The organism is Paraburkholderia sp. BR14312 (assembly GCF_040948675.1).
Taxonomy (GTDB): domain Bacteria; phylum Pseudomonadota; class Gammaproteobacteria; order Burkholderiales; family Burkholderiaceae; genus Paraburkholderia; species Paraburkholderia nodosa_A.
In genome coordinates, this window is record NZ_JBFPKI010000006.1 from 111815 (window position 1) to 129665 (window position 17851).

Annotated in this window: 15 protein-coding genes; 9 read left to right on the forward strand and 6 right to left on the reverse strand. The window is 65.5% G+C overall.

The window, feature by feature from the left end:
• Positions 1–161: 161 nt before the first annotated feature.
• Positions 162–1892, reverse strand: coding sequence for a diguanylate cyclase (locus tag AB3X98_RS18140; RefSeq protein ID WP_368602401.1), 1731 nt, complete (start codon positions 1890–1892; stop codon positions 162–164).
• A 202-nt stretch (positions 1893–2094) separates the two neighbouring features.
• Positions 2095–2736 (reverse strand): HD domain-containing protein, encoded by a 642-nt coding sequence (locus AB3X98_RS18145; protein WP_069265856.1) that lies wholly within the window; start codon positions 2734–2736, stop codon positions 2095–2097.
• Positions 2737–3074: 338 nt separating this feature from the next.
• On the opposite strand from AB3X98_RS18145, the gene AB3X98_RS18150 reads away from it, so the two are divergent.
• The gene (locus tag AB3X98_RS18150) at positions 3075–4562 is read left to right on the forward strand and encodes an ATP-binding protein (RefSeq protein ID WP_368602402.1); all 1488 of its coding nucleotides are present in this window, start codon (positions 3075–3077) and stop codon (positions 4560–4562) included.
• 24 nt (positions 4563–4586) lie between these two features.
• Here AB3X98_RS18150 and AB3X98_RS18155 read toward each other — a convergent pair whose 3' ends face one another.
• Positions 4587–5084 (reverse strand): thioesterase family protein, encoded by a 498-nt coding sequence (locus tag AB3X98_RS18155; protein ID WP_069265858.1) that lies wholly within the window; start codon positions 5082–5084, stop codon positions 4587–4589.
• 296 nt (positions 5085–5380) lie between these two features.
• Here AB3X98_RS18155 and AB3X98_RS18160 point away from each other — a divergent pair, with 296 nt between their 5' ends.
• Positions 5381–6364, forward strand: a complete 984-nt coding sequence (locus AB3X98_RS18160) for a response regulator (RefSeq protein WP_368602403.1) — start codon at positions 5381–5383, stop codon at positions 6362–6364.
• Positions 6365–6382: 18 nt separating this feature from the next.
• Here the strand turns inward: AB3X98_RS18160 and AB3X98_RS18165 are convergent, their stop codons facing one another.
• Both AB3X98_RS18165 and AB3X98_RS18170 read right to left on the reverse strand, forming a co-directional pair.
• Positions 6383–8164: a methyl-accepting chemotaxis protein gene (locus tag AB3X98_RS18165; RefSeq protein ID WP_069265860.1), complete on the reverse strand. Its 1782-nt coding sequence runs from the start codon at positions 8162–8164 to the stop codon at positions 6383–6385.
• Between the two features lie 150 nt (positions 8165–8314).
• Positions 8315–9346: a LacI family DNA-binding transcriptional regulator gene (locus AB3X98_RS18170; protein ID WP_069265861.1), complete on the reverse strand. Its 1032-nt coding sequence runs from the start codon at positions 9344–9346 to the stop codon at positions 8315–8317.
• A 202-nt stretch (positions 9347–9548) separates the two neighbouring features.
• Between AB3X98_RS18170 and AB3X98_RS18175 the strand changes: the two genes are divergently transcribed.
• The 7 genes from AB3X98_RS18175 (at position 9549) to AB3X98_RS18205 (ending at position 17522) form a co-directional block, all read left to right on the forward strand.
• Positions 9549–10721, forward strand: a complete 1173-nt coding sequence (locus tag AB3X98_RS18175) for an ABC transporter ATP-binding protein (protein ID WP_368602404.1) — start codon at positions 9549–9551, stop codon at positions 10719–10721.
• Positions 10722–10744: 23 nt separating this feature from the next.
• The gene (locus AB3X98_RS18180) at positions 10745–12745 is read left to right on the forward strand and encodes a beta-galactosidase (RefSeq protein ID WP_368602594.1); all 2001 of its coding nucleotides are present in this window, start codon (positions 10745–10747) and stop codon (positions 12743–12745) included.
• Positions 12746–12816: 71 nt separating this feature from the next.
• On the forward strand, positions 12817–14079 hold the full coding sequence (locus tag AB3X98_RS18185) for an extracellular solute-binding protein (protein WP_342949009.1): 1263 nt from the start codon (positions 12817–12819) through the stop codon (positions 14077–14079).
• 143 nt (positions 14080–14222) lie between these two features.
• Positions 14223–15122: a carbohydrate ABC transporter permease gene (locus AB3X98_RS18190; RefSeq protein ID WP_368602595.1), complete on the forward strand. Its 900-nt coding sequence runs from the start codon at positions 14223–14225 to the stop codon at positions 15120–15122.
• Between the two features lie 20 nt (positions 15123–15142).
• Complete coding sequence (locus AB3X98_RS18195; protein ID WP_324159796.1) at positions 15143–15994, forward strand: carbohydrate ABC transporter permease; 852 nt, start codon at positions 15143–15145, stop codon at positions 15992–15994.
• 95 nt (positions 15995–16089) lie between these two features.
• A complete protein-coding gene (locus AB3X98_RS18200) occupies positions 16090–16593 on the forward strand; it encodes a pyridoxamine 5'-phosphate oxidase family protein (RefSeq protein WP_368602405.1) in 504 nt (167 codons plus the stop codon).
• Positions 16594–16718: 125 nt separating this feature from the next.
• Positions 16719–17522 (forward strand): FRG domain-containing protein, encoded by an 804-nt coding sequence (locus AB3X98_RS18205; protein WP_069265867.1) that lies wholly within the window; start codon positions 16719–16721, stop codon positions 17520–17522.
• A 27-nt stretch (positions 17523–17549) separates the two neighbouring features.
• Here the strand turns inward: AB3X98_RS18205 and AB3X98_RS18210 are convergent, their stop codons facing one another.
• Positions 17550–17846 carry a YciI family protein gene (locus AB3X98_RS18210; RefSeq protein ID WP_069265868.1) on the reverse strand — a complete coding sequence of 99 codons (297 nt, stop codon included), beginning with the start codon at positions 17844–17846 and terminating at the stop codon, positions 17550–17552.
• Between the last annotated feature and the right edge of the window lie 5 nt (positions 17847–17851).

Sequence of the window (17851 nt, forward strand, 5' to 3'; positions counted from 1 at the left end):
AGGCGACGCGCGGCCTTCGTCGATCGCCGCTGCCGATGGTAGCGTCTTTCCGCTGGCGGCGACGCGCTGCTGTCCGGCGCGCAAGCGCAATCGCAGCGGCCGACGGGGTTCCGGCTCATGCGTGGCGCATGAATGCGGCCACCGGGATCGGCAAACCCACGTCAGGCACGCGCTGGATCGATCGATCGGGAATCCTCTGCAACGACGCGATTGCGGCCGCCTGTCTTCGCGGCATAGAGCCGCCGGTCGGCGACCTGCATGAGTGCTTCGTAGTGGGCGGGGCAGTCGGCGGGACTGGCCGCCACTCCAATCGAGACGGTGAACGCAATCGCATCCGGGTTCACGGCTTCGCCCGGCACACTGGCGCCATGCGCCGAGTCTGCCGCGTGCGCTTCGACCGCCCGGCGGATGCGCTCGGCAACGCTCGCGGCCGTCGTGAGATCGGCGCCGGGAAGCAGCGCCGCGAATTCCTCGCCGCCCACGCGCGCAGGCATTTCCGCGCTGCGCAGGTTGTTGCGCAGGATGTCCGCGAAGATCACCAGCACGCGGTCGCCGGCCGCGTGGCCGAAGCGGTCGTTCACGCGCTTGAAGTAGTCGATATCGAGCATCAGCATCGCCACGGCGGGCGCCGCCGTTTCACCGCCCTCGCGGGCGACGCGTTCCAGTGTTTCGTCGAATACTTCCTGGAAGCGCCGGCGGTTCGCGAGGCCGGTGAGCGGATCGCTGCGCGCGAGCGTTTCAAGCCGCGTACTCGCTTCGACGTACTGGCCGAATATGTGCTTGACGATGCGCAGCGTGCCGACGAGCAGCACCGCGATCGCCAGCCAGGCGACGATCAGCGGGCTGTTGAACACGCGGCGCGCTGCTGCGAGCGTGAGTTCTGAGTCGTCCGTGTCCGTGAGCAGGATCCATTGCGTATCGCCCACGTGCTGGAACAGCAGATACCGGCCCGAGCGCACGGCGTAGCCCTTGCCGCGCTTTATCCAGGCCGCCGCCGACGCTCGCGCGACGTCGAGCAGATACGGATCGAAGCGCGCGGGACGCTGCGCCGTGATCTCGCCATTGACGAAGTAGACGAGGTCGCCGTTACTGTTCAGCAGGCCGAACTCGGCAGGCGCCTCGTCGTCGGTCAGGTTCGAGGTGGCGAGCTGGAGTGCGAGCAGGCGCGAGGGTGCGACGTCCATCACCACGGCGCCGCGAAACTGTCCGTTCGTGTAGACGGGCGCGCTGAGCGTGGCGATCGCCTCGCCTTTTTTCGATTCCGTATAGATCGGAGTCCAGACGATGTCGCGTCCCGCATTCTGTCCGGTGGCATGCAGGCGGTAGTAGGGCATGGTGCTGAAGCGCCGCAACAGGTCGGGCGCGTGCGCGTCCGGGCGCTCGGGCGAGAGCACGTACAGGCCGTTGGCCGAGATATACGCGACCGTGCTTTGCACCGCGTCGGCGTGCTGGCTGATCGCGAGGAGCGGGCTGATCGAGCGCGCGAGCATGATGTCGGCGGGCAGTGCGGCGGCGTCGCGGTCAAACCCCTCGATTCCCGCGAGCCCTTGCGCATTGGTGCCGAAAACGCGCGGTCCGTCCATCGCGCCGGGAGCCTCCCATTGCGGCCGGCCGCTGTCGCGCAGCGCGGCCTGCACCTTCGGATTCTGCAAGCCGGCGCGCTGCTGGCCCGGCGAAGCGAGCAGATGTTCCGCATAGTCGCGCAGGAACAGCAGGCGCCGGCGCTCTGCGGAAATCAGCGCGTCCACGCCTACGGCGCGCACCTCCAGGTCGCGCTGGCGGCTATGGAGGTCGTAGCGCGTCATCTGGTAGAGCTGGCGCAGGCCGACGCCGCTCACCAGCGCCATGGCCGCAAGAAAGCACACCGTCACCACGAGATGCGGGCGTTTCATGACTATGCTGGAGAAGCCGTGCGGCCGCGTGCGGCCTGGCGTGTGCTGCATGAAGCCCTCGGCGGACTGTGACTGGACGCGCGCGCATCGCATTGCAGCGTGGCCCGGCAGCGCGTTTGCGGACATCGCGATGAGCATAGCATCGCCTGTCAGAACCGCGCCGCATGCCGCCTCAGACGTCCCGGATCGCTCCGGGTGTCACTCAACCGCGCCAGGCCGAATGGCGGATCACGCTGCAGAAGTTGCCGGCATGGAAGTGCGGGTCCTTGTCGGCGAGCACGTCGGCCTTGACGTTGCCGAACGTCGTGGCGGGCTTGTGCTTGATGCCGTCATAGAAGGTCTGGATGATGTCCTCCTTGAAGTGCTCGCTGCGCGGGTGCGCGTGCACCACGGCCTCGCGTTCGGTGTCGCTGAAGCGGTCGTAGGCAATGCCGAGCACGTCCATCTCGACGCCAGCCGTCACGAGCGCGATCACCGGATGCATGTGCTGCGGGATGCCCGGCGTCGTATGCAGCGCGATGGCGGTCCACACGAGGTCGATGTCCTGCTGCGAGATGCCGTGGCCGCGCAGGAAGTCGCGCGCGGCATTCGCGCCGTCTACTTCGAAGCGTTCGTGCTCGCTGCTGTGCGCGTGCGTGAGGCCCATGTCATGAAACATTGCGCCGGCGTACAGCAGTTCGCGATCGAACTTCAGGCCGAGCCGGCGGCCGGCCAGCGCGCCGAAGTAATAGACGCGGCTCGAATGATGGAACAGCAGCGGCGATTCGGTGTCGCGCACGAGTTCGGTGATTTCGCGGGCGAGCTTGCTGTCGGGGATGGCGACATCGGCGAGGGTCGGGGTCATCTGGATGCTCCGTCGGGGGTGGGTGATGAGCTCTATTCTGGGCGGCGCCAGGGTTGTCCTCAATCGACGGATGCCGTGGTTTTCTGCCAATTCGACCGAAATTGGGCCATCGCGGATTCGCGGCGCATAGCGGCGGTGCCGATAGCGGCAAAATTTCGCCGCAATCAGGCATTAGCGGCGATAATCGGCAAAATCGATTCGATCGGCGCGCATTTCATGCGCCTTGCATCGGGCGGCGAGATCCGGCCCGCGAATCGCACATTGGGCGCACGGGGAACGCTGCAGGGAACGCGCCGCGCCAACCAGGTCGGTAAGAACAAGAACCCACGCGACAGACTATGTACTCGATCCTGCCAGCGTTCGTGTCCGCGTTATTTCTCGGATTCGGCGTCTACGTGCTCCTGACCGAGGGCTTCACGCGCCTCTCGGTGCCGTTCGCCCTGATGTGCGCGACCACGTTCTTCTGGCAGGGCACCTGGGCCTTTCTGTTCCAGACGTCCGACCCCGAACTGTCCGGCGTGCTCGTGAAGGTCGGATACTTTTTTATCCTCTTTCTGCCTACCACGTTCTATCACTTCGTGACGGAAGTGAGCGCCCGGCGCGGCGAACGCCCGCTCCTCATCGCCTCGTATCTGCTCAGCGTGCTGCTCGCGGCGCTGCTGCTGTTGAGCGATTCCGTCGTGGACGGCTACGGCACGTTCTTCTTCGGCAAGTATCCGAAGGCGGGCATGCTGCATCCCGTGCACGTGGCGCAGACCGTGCTGCTCGCGTGCCGCAGCGCCTGGCTGCTGTACGCCGCGCGCGGTCAGACGCACGCGCACGATCGCCGCAAGCTGCTCGACCTGTGCTTCGTGAGTCTCGGCCTGTACACACTCGCCGCCACCGATTACGCCGTCAATTACGGGCTCGCGTTCTATCCCGTGGGCGCGGTGTTCATCGCGATCAGCCTTGGCATTCTCGCGGTCACGATCGTGCGTTTCGGCCTCATGCGCCCGTACCTCATCGCGGCTACGGTGGCGCACGAAGTCGCCACGCCGCTCGCGGCCATCGGCATGCATGCGGAGGAAATCGGCAACGTGTTGCCCGAACTCATGCGCGGTTATCAGCTGGCCGTGCAGCACCAGTTGTGCGTGGACGGACTCTATCCCGGTCAGTCGGAGCGCCTTTCCTCGCTCGCCACCTCGATACGCCGCCAGGTGGACAGCACGAGCACCGTGGTCGAAATGTCGCTGGCTTCGTTCACGCTCGACCGGCTCGACCGCCGCAGCTTCGAGACCTACCCGGTGCGCTCCTGCGTGAATGCGGCGCTCGAGCGCTTTCCATTCCGCACTGGCGAGCGCGACATGGTCGAGGTGGCACCCATCGATGCACAACTGAGTTTCTCGGGCTCGGATTCGCTCGTCGTGTTCGTGCTGTTCAATCTGCTCAAGAACGCGCTCTTCGCGATTCACGCGGAAATGGCCGAACGAAGCGACAGGGTGAGCGATTACGTGGGCCGCGTGGAGATCAGTGCAACGAGCGAAGCGGGCTTTTGCGTGCTGCGCTTTACCGACAACGGTTGCGGCATTCCCGCCGATATCCTGCCGCGCGTGTTCGATCCGTTTTATTCGACCAAGGCGCACGGGCGCGGGGCCGGCATGGGCCTCACATTCTGCCGCCGCGTGGCGGAGGCGCTGGGCGGCACGATCGCCTGCGAGTCCGAGCCGCACGTGTACACCACCTTCACGATCCGCCTGCCCGAGCCCGGCACGAGCGCCGACCGCGCGCTGCACGATGCGCCGGCGAAACCCCGCCGCTTTCCGGCGGGGCAGGATTTCGCGGGCTAGTTCAGGTAGCCGGGTTCAATCCGCTCAGTTCGAACCCGAAGGCAGGACCAGCTCGTATTCCTTCACGCGCTCGATGATGCCGGGCGGAAAGCGGCGAATACGCTTATCGGTGCCGGCAAAGAGGATCTGCTGATAGCCGAGCGAAACGGGCCGCCCGTCGACGCAAAAGCGGAACACGAGATACGCGGAGCACTGACGCACCTGGAAGGTGTTGAGGTAGCAATCCACGCGCTGGAACGGAAAGGTTTCCTGCACGTATTCCTGGTGTGCGCGCTTGGTGACGAACACGCCGCCCGAGGCGAGCAGATTGTTGTGAATGCACTCGTGAAACCAGCGTTCGCGGCAAATGCCCTGCCATTCGAAATAACGGGCGAAATAGGTGTTCATGAATGCGTTCGAGTCCTTCAGGTAGATGTCGATGACGTGATGAAACGTTTTGGTCGGCGTAGCTTCCATGATTTCGTCGGAGAATCCGGCGGTGCCACGGGACAGGACGGCGGGAATGGATTCGCGTGCGTACATCAGAGTGACTCCAGATAGGGACTGCAGGCGGCAGCCGCGCGTGCCTCCGGAGAAACGGAGGCATGCACCATTCTCTTCGCGTTCCTCTTCATCCAATACCGTGCTCCCCACATACGCAAACCGCTTCATGCTCGCTGGGTGCGATAACGTTTGCGCGCGTTCGATTGAGCGCGCACCTGCGGCTTCGGGTTGCTGTGTCCAGGCGAGACGCCGCATAATCGACATGTTTTCCTCGCGGTGCCGCTCCAGGTGTCGGGCGCACCGCATGAGGCGCAGCGCGCTTACCGAGATCCAGCATGAGTTCCATCGTCAGACAGCCGGTTTACCATCCCGTCTCCGTCGTTTTCCTCGACGACAGCCCCGACTTCCTCTACGCGCTGCGCGGGCTCTCTCCGGGCGCGGGCACGGATCGCTACTTCACGAGCGCAAGAGAAGCGCTGGTCTTCGTCGCTTCGCACGAGGCGCGGCAGAGTGCGCGCAACCCCGCTGCGGGCGCGGCATGGTCGGAGTTCGAGAAGCGCGGCGGCAACGCGCTCGGTGAGGACGTAATGACCGACGCGGCGCGCTTCGGCGATATCGCCGCGCTCGTCGTGGACTACGAAATGCCGGAGATGACCGGCGTCGACTTCCTGGCCGCCGCGAAGGACGTGGCGTGCACGCGCATCCTGCTCACGGCCACGGCCGACGAATCACACGCGGTGGAGGCGTTCAACGCGGGGCTGATCGACTTTTACGTGAAGAAGTCCGATCCGGCGATGACCCGCAAGCTGCGCGGCGCGATAGAAGACGCCAAGCGCAAGTTCTGCGCACGGCGCGGCCATATCGGCGTGCACGGCGTGGGCGCGATCTACGCGAACCGGCGCGTCGCCGACGCGCTGCACGAAGTCGCGCGGCGCGAGCGCATCGTCGAGTACTACTGGCGCCCCGAGCAGAACGCCGTGCTCACGTTCGACGCCGAAGGCAACGCCGGCGTGTTTCTCGCGTGGGGCAGTCACGACTGGGCGGCACAATGCGATGTCGTGACCGACGAAGGCGGTCCCGAAGCGTTGCGCGAGGAAATGGCGGCGCGCCGCGTCATGCCGGTGTACTGGCCGAACGAGGCGTATCGGCCCGGCATGTCGCGCGTGGAGTTCGCCACGCCGCAGCCGGTGGCGGGACTCGACGACACGCATACGAGCTGGACCCGTATCGGCGATCCGGGACTTGCGCCCGGGTTGATCACGTTTGCCGCATGGCGGGCGGCGCAAGGCGCGCCCGGTGAGGGCGGGCGCCTTGCGTGATCACCTCGCGACCGACGATTAGAACGTTTCCCAGTCTGCCGCTTCGTGAGCGGCGGTGGCCACGGGGCTGGCCGATGCCGCCTTTGCTGTGACCGCGGGCGCTGCGTTGGCGGCCTTGCGGGCCGGCGTGGTTGCCGTGGCCTTCGCGGGCGCGGGGGCAGGGCGCTTGAGCGGTGCGGCGGGGCGCACGGCACGCGCGCGTTGAGCCGGAGCTGCAACCGTCGACGCAAGCGCAGACTCGGCCTGCGCCCCAACGCGGAATACCGTCACGACGTCGCGCAACCCGTTCGACTGCGCTGCCATCGACTGCGCCGCCGCCGATGCCTCTTCCACGAGCGCCGCGTTCTGCTGCGTCACTTCGTCCATCTGCGCGACGGCGCGGTTCACCTGCTCGATGCCGGTGTGCTGCTCTTCGGACGCCGCCGCGATTTCGCCCATCAGGTCGGCCACGCGGCGCGCCGAAATCACCACCTCGTCGATGGTCTTACCGGCTTCGTCGACGAGCTTCGTGCCTTCCGACACCTGCGCCACCGACTGTCCGATCAGGTCCTTGATCTCCTTGGCCGCCGTCGCGCTGCGCTGGGCGAGGCTGCGCACTTCGCCCGCCACGACGGCGAAGCCACGGCCCTGGTCGCCGGCGCGCGCCGCTTCCACGGCCGCGTTGAGCGCGAGGATGTTGGTCTGGAAGGCGATGCCGTCGATCACGCCGATGATCTGCTCCACGCGCTGCGAGCTGCTCGAAATCTCGTTCATCGTTTCGACCACGCGGCGCACGACTTCGCCGCCGCGCGCGGCGACTTCCGATGCATTGACCGCGAGCGTGTTGCCCTGGCGCGCGTTGTCGGTGTTGTGCTTGACCGTGGTCGTGAGCTCTTCGATGCTGGCGGCCGTTTCCTCGAGCGACGCGGCTTGCTCTTCGGTACGCGAGGAAAGGTCCAGGTTGCCCGCCGCGATTTCCTTGGCGCCCGTCGTGATCGATTCGGCCGAGGTCTGGATGCGCTGCACGGTGTCGACCAGTTGGCGCTGCATCTGCTGCATCGAATGAAGCAGGCTGTGCTGGTCGCCGGGCGCGAGATTCACGTGGGCCGTGAGATCGCCTTCGGCGATGCGCTGGCAGATCTGCGAGGCGTAGTCCGGCTCGCCGCCAAGGCTGCGGCGAATCGTGCGGATGAGCCACATGAGGCCGAGCGTCACGGCCGCGCCGATCACCGTCACGAGCAAAAGGTTGCTGATCAGCGCGCTGCGGAAGGCGTCGTCGATGTCGTCGGTATAGATGCCGGTGAAGATGTGCCAGTCCCAGCCCGGTACGAGGGCGGAGTACGTGATCTTTTCGACCGGCGCGCTCTTGCCGGGCTTCGGCCACCAGTAGCTGCTGTAGCCGTCGCCGCCCGTGGACGAGCTTTTGACGATCTCGAGCGCCACATGCGTGCCGCGCGGGTCCGTCATGTTCGCCTGGCTCTTGCCTTCCATCTCCGGCTTGGGCGGCACGAGCAGCGCCACGGCGTTGCTGTCGTAAATGCCGAAGTAGCCGCTCTGGTCGTCGCCGTAGCGCGTGCCGCGCAGCGTGGCGATGGCGAGGCGCTTCGCGTCGTCGGCGCTCATGTGGCCCGCGGCCGCTTCTTTCTGATAGTAGGAGACCACACCCAGTGCGGTTTGCGTCTCCTGCTCGACGAGGGCCTTGCGGTCCGTCACCATGCCCGAGCGCGTCATGAAGGCGTTGGCCACCACCAGCACGACGAGCGAGATCCATAGCAGCCCGACGATGCCCCAGGCTTTCTGATTCAACGTTGTTCGCTTCACGTTCGTTTTTCTCCAGCCGTCTTCGATTTGTATTCTCGCGGCAGTGCACACGTGCAGCGCCAACGTGTTTAACGGATGGTTTGGAGGGAACCTTAACGTTTGCGTATGGGATCTTTGCGCTGGGTGGGACTTGTCATGCTAATTCTTTCGTTATGCTTTCGTTCCCGGCGCCGCCGTCGAAGCTCGCACGACCAGCCGCGGCGCCGGGACCACGCACACGCGCGCCACCGCGCCGGCGGCCGAATCGGGCGCTTCGACCAGTTCCGTCAGCAACTCGACGGCCAGTTCTGCCGCCTCGGTCGTTGCGACCGCAACGGTCGTGAGCGGCGGCCGCGACTCGCGCGCCAGCTGAATATCGGTGATGCCGACCACGGAAAGCTCGCGCGGCACGTCGAGCCCGAGATCGGCGGCGGCCTGCATGGCGCCGAGCGCGGGCAGGTCGTTGGTCGCGAAGATCGCGGTGAGGTCGGGATGCCGCGCGAGCAACTCGCTCGTGGCCGCATAACCGCCTTGCGTCGTGTCCGGCGCATAGCGTACGGGCGCGCCCGCACCGTCGAGGCCGGCGGCCTGCATGGCCGCGACGAAGCCGTCATAGCGTGCCGCGTGAATGCCGGAAACCTTGCTGCCGACGATCGCCCCAATGCGCCGATGCCCGAGTGTCAGCAAATGCTGCGCGGCAAGCTCCCCCGCGCGCCGGAAGTCCACGGCCACGCACGGCAGGCCCGGCGGGTCGAGCGGCCGCTCCCACATGCACAGCACGACCGGCGCGCCGCGCCGCACGGTGGCGCGCAGGTCGGCGAAGTCGAGATTGGCGTTCATCACGAGCACGCCCGCCGAGAGCGTGCCCGCAATCTGTTCGAGGTAGGCGCGGCCCGTTTGCGGGTCGCCATCCGTATTGCAGATGATGAGAAAGCGCCCGCTGCGCCGCAGCGCATTCTCCACGGCGAGCGCGAACTCCGGATAGAACGGATTCGCGATGCTCGACACCATCAGCGCAATGGTGGGCGGCCGCCCTTCGGCGAGCGCGCGGGCCGACAAATGCGGGCGATAGCCGAGCGCCTCCACCGCTTCGAGCACGCGTTGGCGCGTGGCTTCGCCCACGCGTCCGCGCTCGCGCAAGACGTTCGAGACGGTGGCCGGCGTGACGCCGGCGCGGCGCGCGACTTCGTTCAGGGTCGGCATGAGATCTCAAATGTCCATCTCAAAATATGGGAAGGCGATTCAACATTTGCATGATTGTGACGGGCACTGCAACATTGGCCCGACAATCAAAGCGAATATCGGAGACAAGGCAGCCAGATCGCAGAAGCGATCGCTTTTTTATGGGCTGCTGATTAAGCGCTTAATCTCCGTGTCGCACTGATTAGAACATGGAGACGGGACGATGGCGAGCATTTCGTTGCGCGGCGTTCAGAAGGCATACGGCGAGAATGCGCCGGTGATTCGCAACGTCGATCTGGAGATCGGCAGGAACGAGTTCTGTGTATTCCTCGGCCCTTCGGGCTGCGGCAAGTCCACGCTGCTGCGCATGATCGCGGGCCTGGAAGACGTCACCGACGGCGACATTTCGATCGGCGGCAAGCTCGTGAACGACGTGAGCGCCGCGCAGCGCGGCGTGGCCATGGTGTTCCAGAGCTACGCGCTGTTCCCGCACATGACCGTGTACGAGAACATGGCGTTCGGCCTCAAGCTCGCGAAAACGCCGAGGGCCGAGATCGATCGCAAGGTGCGCGAAGCCGCACGCATTCTTCAGCTCGAAGCGTTGCTCGAGCGTCACCCCAAGGCGCTTTCGGGCGGCCAGCGGCAGCGCGTGGCGATTGGCCGGGCGATCGTACGCGAGCCCGGCGTGTTCCTGTTCGACGAACCGCTTTCCAATCTCGATGCCACGTTGCGCGGCCAGACGCGTATCGAGATCGCGCGCCTGCATCGCCAGTTCGAGCAGGCGAGCGTGGTGTACGTGACGCACGACCAGATCGAGGCGATGACGCTCGCCGACAAGATCGTCCTGCTGCATAGCGGTAAGGATACCGAACGATACGGCAGCATCGCGCAAGTTGGCGCGCCGCTCGAGCTTTATCACCGGCCCGCGAGCCGCTTCGTGGCGGGCTTCATCGGCTCGCCGCGCATGAATTTTCTGCCGGCGCGCGTGGCGGCCATCGAGACGAACGGCGTGAGCGTCACGCTCGACGAAAGCGGCGAAACGGTGCGGCTGCCGGTGCAGGGTGCGCGGCTCGCCGTGGGCGCGCCGGTCACGTTCGGCGTGCGTCCCGAGCATCTCGAACTCGTGGTGGAGGGCGTGGCATCGCGCACCTCGCGCGATGCTCAGGATGCCTTGACGATTGCGCGTGCCATCACGCTGATCGAGGAGCTTGGCGAACACAGCTATGTGCACCTCGATCAGCCGGGTGAGGCGGTGCTCGTCGCCAAGGCGCCCGGCGATGCCCGGCTCAGTACCGGCGATACCGCCCAGTTCCGTGCGAGCGCGAGCGCCTGCCATCTGTTCGCGGAAGACGGCTTCGCCGTTGTGCCGCTCGCCACCGCCGATCAACCCGCATGAAAACAACAACCGAGGACACAGGGATGCGTCTTGGAGTCTGCTATTACCCGGAGCACTGGCCGGAGGCCATGTGGAAAGACGACGCCGCGCGCATGAAGGCGCTGGGCATCGCGCAGGTGCGTATCGCCGAATTCGCGTGGAGCCGCATCGAGCCCTCGCCGGGCGAATTCGACTGGGGCTGGCTCGATCGCGCGATCGACACGCTCGGTGCCGCCGGCCTGCAAGTGGTGATGTGCACGCCCACCGCCACGCCGCCCAAGTGGCTGATCGACCAGCATCCCGACATCCTGCCCGTGGGCGCCGATGGCCGCGTGCGCGGGTTCGGCTCGCGGCGGCACTACGATTTTTCGTCGCCGGCGTATTACGAGGCTTCGCGGCGCATTTGCGAGGCGGTCGCCGCGCGTTATGGCCAGCATCCCGCCGTCGCGTACTGGCAGACCGATAACGAGTACGGCTGCCATCAAACGGTGGTCAGCTACTCGACGGCGGCGGTGCAGCGCTTTCGCGAATGGCTCAAGGCGCGTTACGGCAGCATCGACGCGCTCAACACCGCCTGGGGCACCGTGTTCTGGAGCATGGAGTACCGCAGCTTCGACGAAATCGAGGCGCCCGTTGGCACCGTGACCGAGGCGCATCCGTCGCACCGGCTCGACTACCAGCGCTTCGCCTCCGATGAAGTGCAGCGCTACAACCGCATGCAGGTCGATATCCTGCGCGCGCATTCGCCGGGGCGGCCCATTGCACACAACTTCATGCAGCTCTTCATGGAGTTCGATCACTACAAGGTCGCCGCCGATCTCGACGTCGCGGCGTGGGACAGCTATCCGCTCGGCGCGCTCGACCAGCAGTGGTACGCACCCGACGTGAAGGCGCGCTATCTGCGCACCGGGCACCCGGACTTCGCCTCGTTCAATCACGACGTGTATCGCGGCATGTCGAAGCTGCCGTTCTGGGTCATGGAGCAGCAGCCCGGCCCCGTGAACTGGGCCCACTGGAACCCCGCGCCGCTGCCTGGGATGGTGCGTCTCTGGAGCTGGGAAGCGTTCGCGCACGGCGCGGGCTGCGTGTCGTATTTCCGCTGGCGCCAGGCGCCGTTCGCGCAGGAGCAGATGCACGCGGGCCTGAATACGCCCGACAACCGCCCCGACCTCGCCAGTGCGGAAGCGGCGCGCGTGGCCGAGGAAATCGAGGCCGTGCTCGCGGTGGCCAAGGGCGACCGCGACTTCGACGTGAAAACGCCGGTTGCGCTCGTGCTCGATTACGAGGCGAAGTGGCTCTTCGAGATTCATCCGCAGGGCGCGGATTTCCACTATCCGCGCTTCGCTGTGGAGTACTACTCGGCGCTGCGCGCGCTCGGCTTCGACGTGGATATCGTTTCGGTGCACGCGCCGCTCGACGGCTACCGGCTCGTGGTCGTGCCGCCGCTGCCCGTCGTGCCAGACGACTTCGCGCAGCGCCTCGCCAGTTCGGGCGCGCAGGTGGTGATCGGGCCGCGCACGGGCTCGAAAACCGCGGATCTGCAAATTCCCGCCAACCTGCCGCCGGGGCCGCTCGCGGCGCTGCTGCCGCTGCGCGTGTGGCGCGTGGAGTCGCTGCGGCCCAACATCAGCGAGCCGGTGCGCTTCGACATGGATGGCGCGCACGAAGGCCACGCGCGCCACTGGCGCGATCTGATCGAACTCGGCGCCGATACCGGCGAAAACGAATGGGCCGTGCCGGAGGTGCGCGCGACGTTCAGCGACGGCCATCCCGCGTACGTGAGGAGCGGCGCGGTCCACTACCTCGCGAGCCTGTTCGACGAGGCGAGCACGCAGGCGCTCTTTGCGCGCGTGGCGCGCGAAGCGGGCCTCACGCCGCAGCCGCTTGGCGACGCGATCCGCGTGAGCCGGCGCGGCGGCTTCACCTGGGTGTTCAACTACGGGCCCAGCACGCACACCCTTTCTGCGGATATTCCCGACGATGCATACGTGATCGGCTCGCGTACGATAGAGCCGCAGGGCGTGAGCGCCTACCGTTCGCAATAGACGCAAATAGACGTATTGCGCAGTTCCTGACGATGCAGCACCGACAACGACGTATAACCAAGGAGACACGCATGATCGGCAAGACCTTCAGACCACGCACCCTGCTCGTTGCTGCGACGCTGGCGGCGGGCGCGCTTGCAGGCGCGTTCGCGAGCGCGGCGCAGGCCGGCACGCTCGAAATGAACATTGCCTACAAGGGCGCAAGCCAGCGCGCCGTGTGGGAACAGGTGATCGAACAGTTCAAGAAGACGCACCCCGGCACCGACGTAAAGGTGTCGTTCGTCGACGAGGAAGCCTACAAGGTCCAGTTGCCGAACTGGCTCACGACCGCGCCGCCCGACATCGTGAACTGGCACGACGGCGAGCGCATGGCCTACTACGCGAAGCGCGGCCTTTTCGCGGATCTTTCGGACGACTGGAAAAAGAACAACTGGGACAGCATGTACGCCTCGACGAAGGAAGCTTCGTCGTACCAGGGCAAGCAGTACGCCGCGCCCACGGTGTATTACTCGTGGGGCATGTTCTATCGCAAGGACCTGTTCGACAAGGTAGGCATCAAGAGCGAGCCGAAAACGTGGAATGAATTCCTCGATGCCTGCAAGAAGCTCAAGGCCGCGGGCATCGCGCCGATCGCCGTGGCCGGGCGCGACGCGTGGACACTGGCGGGCTGGTTCGACTATCTGGACCTGCGCCTGAACGGCAACGCGTTCCACCAGAAGCTGATGGCAGGCGAGGTGCCGTACACCGACCCGCGCGTGAAAAAAGTCTACGTCACATGGAAGCAACTGCTCGACGACGGCGACTTCATTCCCAATTCGCTCTCGTACGATCTCGATGCGGCGCAGCCGTTCCTGTTCCAGGGTAAGGCCGCGATGATGCTGATGGGTACCTTCATCACGGGCGGTTTCAGCCCGACGGTCAAGCAGCAGATGGGCTACTTCCAGTTCCCGATCATCGACCCGAACGTGCCGACCGCCGAAGACGGTCCGGTCGAATCGCTGCACATTCCGGGCAAGGCGAAGAACAAGGCCGATGCGCATGCGTTCCTCGCGTTCGCGGAGACGCCGGATGTTGGTGCGCAGCTTGCCAAGGGGCTGGGTTCGCTTTCGGCCAACAGCAAGTCGCCGGAGCCCGAGGACCCGATTTCGAAGATCGGCTTTCAGATCCTCTCGAACACGAAGGGCGGCATTGCGCAGTTCTATGATCGCGACATGACGAAGGAAATGGCTGACGAAGGCATGAAGGGCATGCAGCAGTTCGTGTCCGATCCGACGAAGCTCGACTCGATTCTCGCGCAGCTCGAGCAGACGCGTCAGCGGATCTACAAGAAGTAAGGTGTTCGAAGCGAAGGCGGGCAGTGCGTCGGCGCTGCCCGCCGGGTAATCAAGCGGAGGTTTTTGCCGTGAGACAGGCAGTGAGTCACACCGTTGCGCATCGCGTGGACGGCGCCGCGCCGGCAGGCGGCGAGAACGGCGGCATGCAGCACGCAAGCGGGCGAGGCATTCAGCCGCGCCGCCGCGCGTCGCCCGCCGCGCGGCGCCAGCGCCGTGCCGCGTGCCTCTTTCTCGCGCCCGCGGTCATCATGTTCGCGGTCTACGTGATCTGGCCGATTCTCTCCACGCTGCGTCTCTCGCTCTACAACTGGGACGGCATGACCGAAGCGAGTTTCGTGGGTCTCGCGAACTATATCGAGCTGTTCCACTCGCCCACGTTCTACACGGCGCTCAGGAACAACGTGATCTGGCTGGTGCTGTTCCTGCTCGCACCGCCCATGGGTCTTGCGATCGCGCTGTACCTCAACCAGGCCGTGGGCGGCATCCGCATCGTCAAGTCGCTGTTCTTCGCGCCGTTCGTGCTTTCTGGCGTGGTGGTGGGCCTCATCTACTCGTGGTTCTACGACCCCACGTTCGGCCTGCTCGCGCTCATGCTGGGCCGCGGCATTCCCGTGCTCGGCGACCCGAACTACGCCACGCCGGGCATCATCTTCGCCGCGCTCTGGCCGCAAACCGCGTACTGCATGATCCTCTACCTCACGGGCCTCACCACACTCAACAGCGAGCAGATTGAGGCCGCGCGCATGGAAGGCGCGAAGGGCTGGACCATGCTCTGGCACGTGATCCTTCCGCAACTGCGGCCCGTCACGTTCATGGCCGTGGTGGTCACGATCATCGGCGCGCTGCGCAGTTTCGACCTCATCTCCGTGATGACGGGCGGCGGACCGTTCGAAAGCTCGACCGTGCTCGCGTACTACATGTACGACCAGGCGATCAAATACTACCGGCTCGGCTATTCGGCCGCGATTGCCGTCGTGCTGTTCGCGATCATGCTGCTCTACATCGTCTATCACCTGCGCCGCCTGCTGCGCAGCGAGCACTGAATCCGCTACGAGGAGCCCCCATGTTTCCGATTCCGGTCGACAAGTGGAAGCCCGCGTCGCGCCGCCTGTACAAGCTCTCGCTGCCCGTGGCGCTCGTCATCTGGCTGCTGCCGCTCATTGCCGTGCTGGTCACCTCGGTGCGCTCCACCGAGGAACTGAGCGAAGGCAACTACTGGGGCTGGCCGAGACACTTCGCGATGATCGAGAACTATCGCGACGCGCTCACGACTTCGCCCATGCTCCATTACTTCTGGAACAGCGTGCAGATTACGCTGCCCGCCGTGGCCGGGGCGATTGCGCTCGCAGCGCTGGCGGGCTATGCGCTCGCCATCTATCGCTTTCCGGGCAATGCGGCGCTGTTCGCGACCTTCGTTGCGGGCAACTTCGTGCCGATCCAGGTGCTGATGATTCCGGTGCGCGACCTCACGCTCAGGCTGGGTCTCTACAACACCGTCGGCGGCCTGATCCTGTTCCATCTGTCGTTTCAGACCGGTTTTTGCGCGCTCTTCCTGCGTAATTTCATCAAGCAGCTGCCATTCGAACTCGTGGAGGCCGCGCGCATCGAGGGCGCGAACGAATGGACCGTGTTCGTGCGCATCGTGCTGCCGCTCATCCGCCCAGCGCTCGCAGCACTCGCCATTCTCGTCTTCACGTTCGTCTGGAACGACTACTTCTGGGCCCTGTGCCTGACCCAGGGCGACGACGCCGCGCCGATCACGGTGGGCGTCGCGGCCCTCAAGGGGCAATGGACGACGGCGTGGAACCTCGTTTCCGCAGGCTCGGTCCTTGCTGCGCTGCCTTCGGTGATGATGTTCTTCGCGATGCAGAAGCACTTCGTAGCAGGGCTCACGTTCGGCGCGACCAAGGGCTGAAGGGCTGCTGAAGGGCGGGGCGATTTGACTTCGGCGCGGCGCTACGGTCCAATTTCAAACGACCCGACGCACGCGATACCCGCAAGGAACGCCCCATGGAGCAAAACGAACCAGCCCCACAGGCGATGCAGCCCGCATCGCCCACGCAACTGCCCGCGGCGCTCGTGCGAGAATTCGACGGCGAGCACCTCGAGGCGCGTCGTGCCGATGCGGTTCGCCTTTCGACCGTCAGCGAGGACGGCTGGCCGCACGGTGCGCAACTGAGCGCGGGCGAGATCCTGGCCGTGAACGCCACCACGCTGCTCATCGCGCTCTGGCCGCAGTCCAGCACCACCGCGAACCTTATGCGCGACGGCCGCCTCACGCTCTCGCTCGTGCATGACGGCGCGCTGCTGGAGATCCGCGCACGCGCACACGCCGTGGCGCAGCGGCAAACGGCACTCGAACTGAGCGTATTTCGCGTGGAAATCGAATCCATAACCGGGCATCGCGCGAAGTATGCCGAGGTGCTGAGCGGCGTGACGTTTCGGCTCTACGAGCCCACCCGGGTGCTCTCGCGTTGGCGCGAGCAGATCGCGATGCTGCGTACATTCGCCTGAGTGTGCACACAGTGCGTGGCGAAACCTTCGTGATGTTGTCATTGTCGATGTGCTAGCGTGTCCAGCGGGGCGCGCGCTTCGCGCGACCCCGGCGCGACGCAAAAACGAACGCTACCGGAACCACGATGCAGACCACGGTACTCACAGACTGGCAGCAATTCATGGCGCTGACGACGCAGCTCGACGGCTGGGCGTTTCGCGGACAGCAGAACGCGCAGTGGCACCTCGAAAGCTCGCTCACGCGCTACATGCGCGACTACGTAGGCGACCGGCTGCAATGGCGCCAGCGCGAGGAGCGCGCGATTCGCGTGTTTCGCCGCAAGGCGCACAACTTTCTCGCGCATCCGGACCTGCTCAAGGACGATCTGCGCTGTCTCGCGCTCATGCAGCACCACGGCGCACCCACGCGGCTGCTCGATTTCACCAAGAGCCCGTTCGTCGCGGCCTTTTTCGCGCTCGAACGCGCCACCGGCGACGCCGCCGTCTACGCCCTGAACACGCCGGCGCTCTGGAACAGCCGCGCGCTGCCCAAGGTCAATCCCACGCTCACGCGCGACGTGATCGACCCGCGCGCGCACGACAACTTCGAGCGCTACTTCTTTAGCAACACAAACGAAATTCTCTGGTCGGGCGAGCCCACCGAGATGGACGACCGGCTCGTCGCGCAGTCGGGCACGTTCGTCGTGCCGGGCGTGATCGACAAGCCGTTGCAGGCCATTCTGGAAGGCTACGAGAGCCACGAGGAGCTGCTGCACAAGATCGTGCTGCCCGAGCGCATCCGCATGGACGCAATGAAGTGGCTCTACCGCATGAACATCACGAATGCGTCGCTGTTTCCGGGGCTCGACGGGCTCGCGCGATCCATTGCGGTGGAGCTGGAAATCGTATGGTCGGGCATGGTGGTGCCAGTTGCGGGCTCGCCGAACTGAACCGGCGCCAGCCCGCCGCGCCAACACTCAAGGCGTTTCGGGCCGCGGCAGATTGAGGCCGGGCGCGAGGCGCGTGGCCTTGAATTCCGTCACTTCGTAGTGGGCGACGCCTTGCTGCGCGAAGGGATCGGCGGCGAGCAGCGCATCGAGCCGCTCGCGCGGCATGTGCGAGGCGATGATCACGCCGCCGTCGCGCGGCATTTTTGGTCCTGCGGCAATGAAATTGCCGGCTTCGAACTGCGCGTCGAGGTACGCACGATGCGCGGGCAGGGCGTCGTCGATGCGTTCGAGCGAAGCGGTATAGAACAGCGAAACGATGTACATGGGCA

Bases quoted from the DNA above. Each gene is read 5' to 3' on its own strand.
- AB3X98_RS18160 (WP_368602403.1), top strand. From the start codon at position 5,381: ATGAGTTCCATCGTCAGACAGCCGGTTTACCATCCCGTCTCCGTCGTT.
- AB3X98_RS18190 (WP_368602595.1), top strand. From the start codon at position 14,223: ATGCAGCACGCAAGCGGGCGAGGCATTCAGCCGCGCCGCCGCGCGTCG.
- AB3X98_RS18205 (WP_069265867.1), top strand. From the start codon at position 16,719: ATGCAGACCACGGTACTCACAGACTGGCAGCAATTCATGGCGCTGACG.
- AB3X98_RS18175 (WP_368602404.1), top strand. From the start codon at position 9,549: ATGGCGAGCATTTCGTTGCGCGGCGTTCAGAAGGCATACGGCGAGAAT.
- AB3X98_RS18150 (WP_368602402.1), top strand. From the start codon at position 3,075: ATGTACTCGATCCTGCCAGCGTTCGTGTCCGCGTTATTTCTCGGATTC.
- AB3X98_RS18170 (WP_069265861.1), bottom strand. From the start codon at position 9,346: ATGCCGACCCTGAACGAAGTCGCGCGCCGCGCCGGCGTCACGCCGGCC.
- AB3X98_RS18145 (WP_069265856.1), bottom strand. From the start codon at position 2,736: ATGACCCCGACCCTCGCCGATGTCGCCATCCCCGACAGCAAGCTCGCC.
- AB3X98_RS18185 (WP_342949009.1), top strand. From the start codon at position 12,817: ATGATCGGCAAGACCTTCAGACCACGCACCCTGCTCGTTGCTGCGACG.
- AB3X98_RS18140 (WP_368602401.1), bottom strand. From the start codon at position 1,892: ATGAAACGCCCGCATCTCGTGGTGACGGTGTGCTTTCTTGCGGCCATG.
- AB3X98_RS18200 (WP_368602405.1), top strand. From the start codon at position 16,090: ATGGAGCAAAACGAACCAGCCCCACAGGCGATGCAGCCCGCATCGCCC.
- AB3X98_RS18195 (WP_324159796.1), top strand. From the start codon at position 15,143: ATGTTTCCGATTCCGGTCGACAAGTGGAAGCCCGCGTCGCGCCGCCTG.
- AB3X98_RS18155 (WP_069265858.1), bottom strand. From the start codon at position 5,084: ATGTACGCACGCGAATCCATTCCCGCCGTCCTGTCCCGTGGCACCGCC.
- AB3X98_RS18180 (WP_368602594.1), top strand. From the start codon at position 10,745: ATGCGTCTTGGAGTCTGCTATTACCCGGAGCACTGGCCGGAGGCCATG.
- AB3X98_RS18210 (WP_069265868.1), bottom strand. From the start codon at position 17,846: ATGTACATCGTTTCGCTGTTCTATACCGCTTCGCTCGAACGCATCGAC.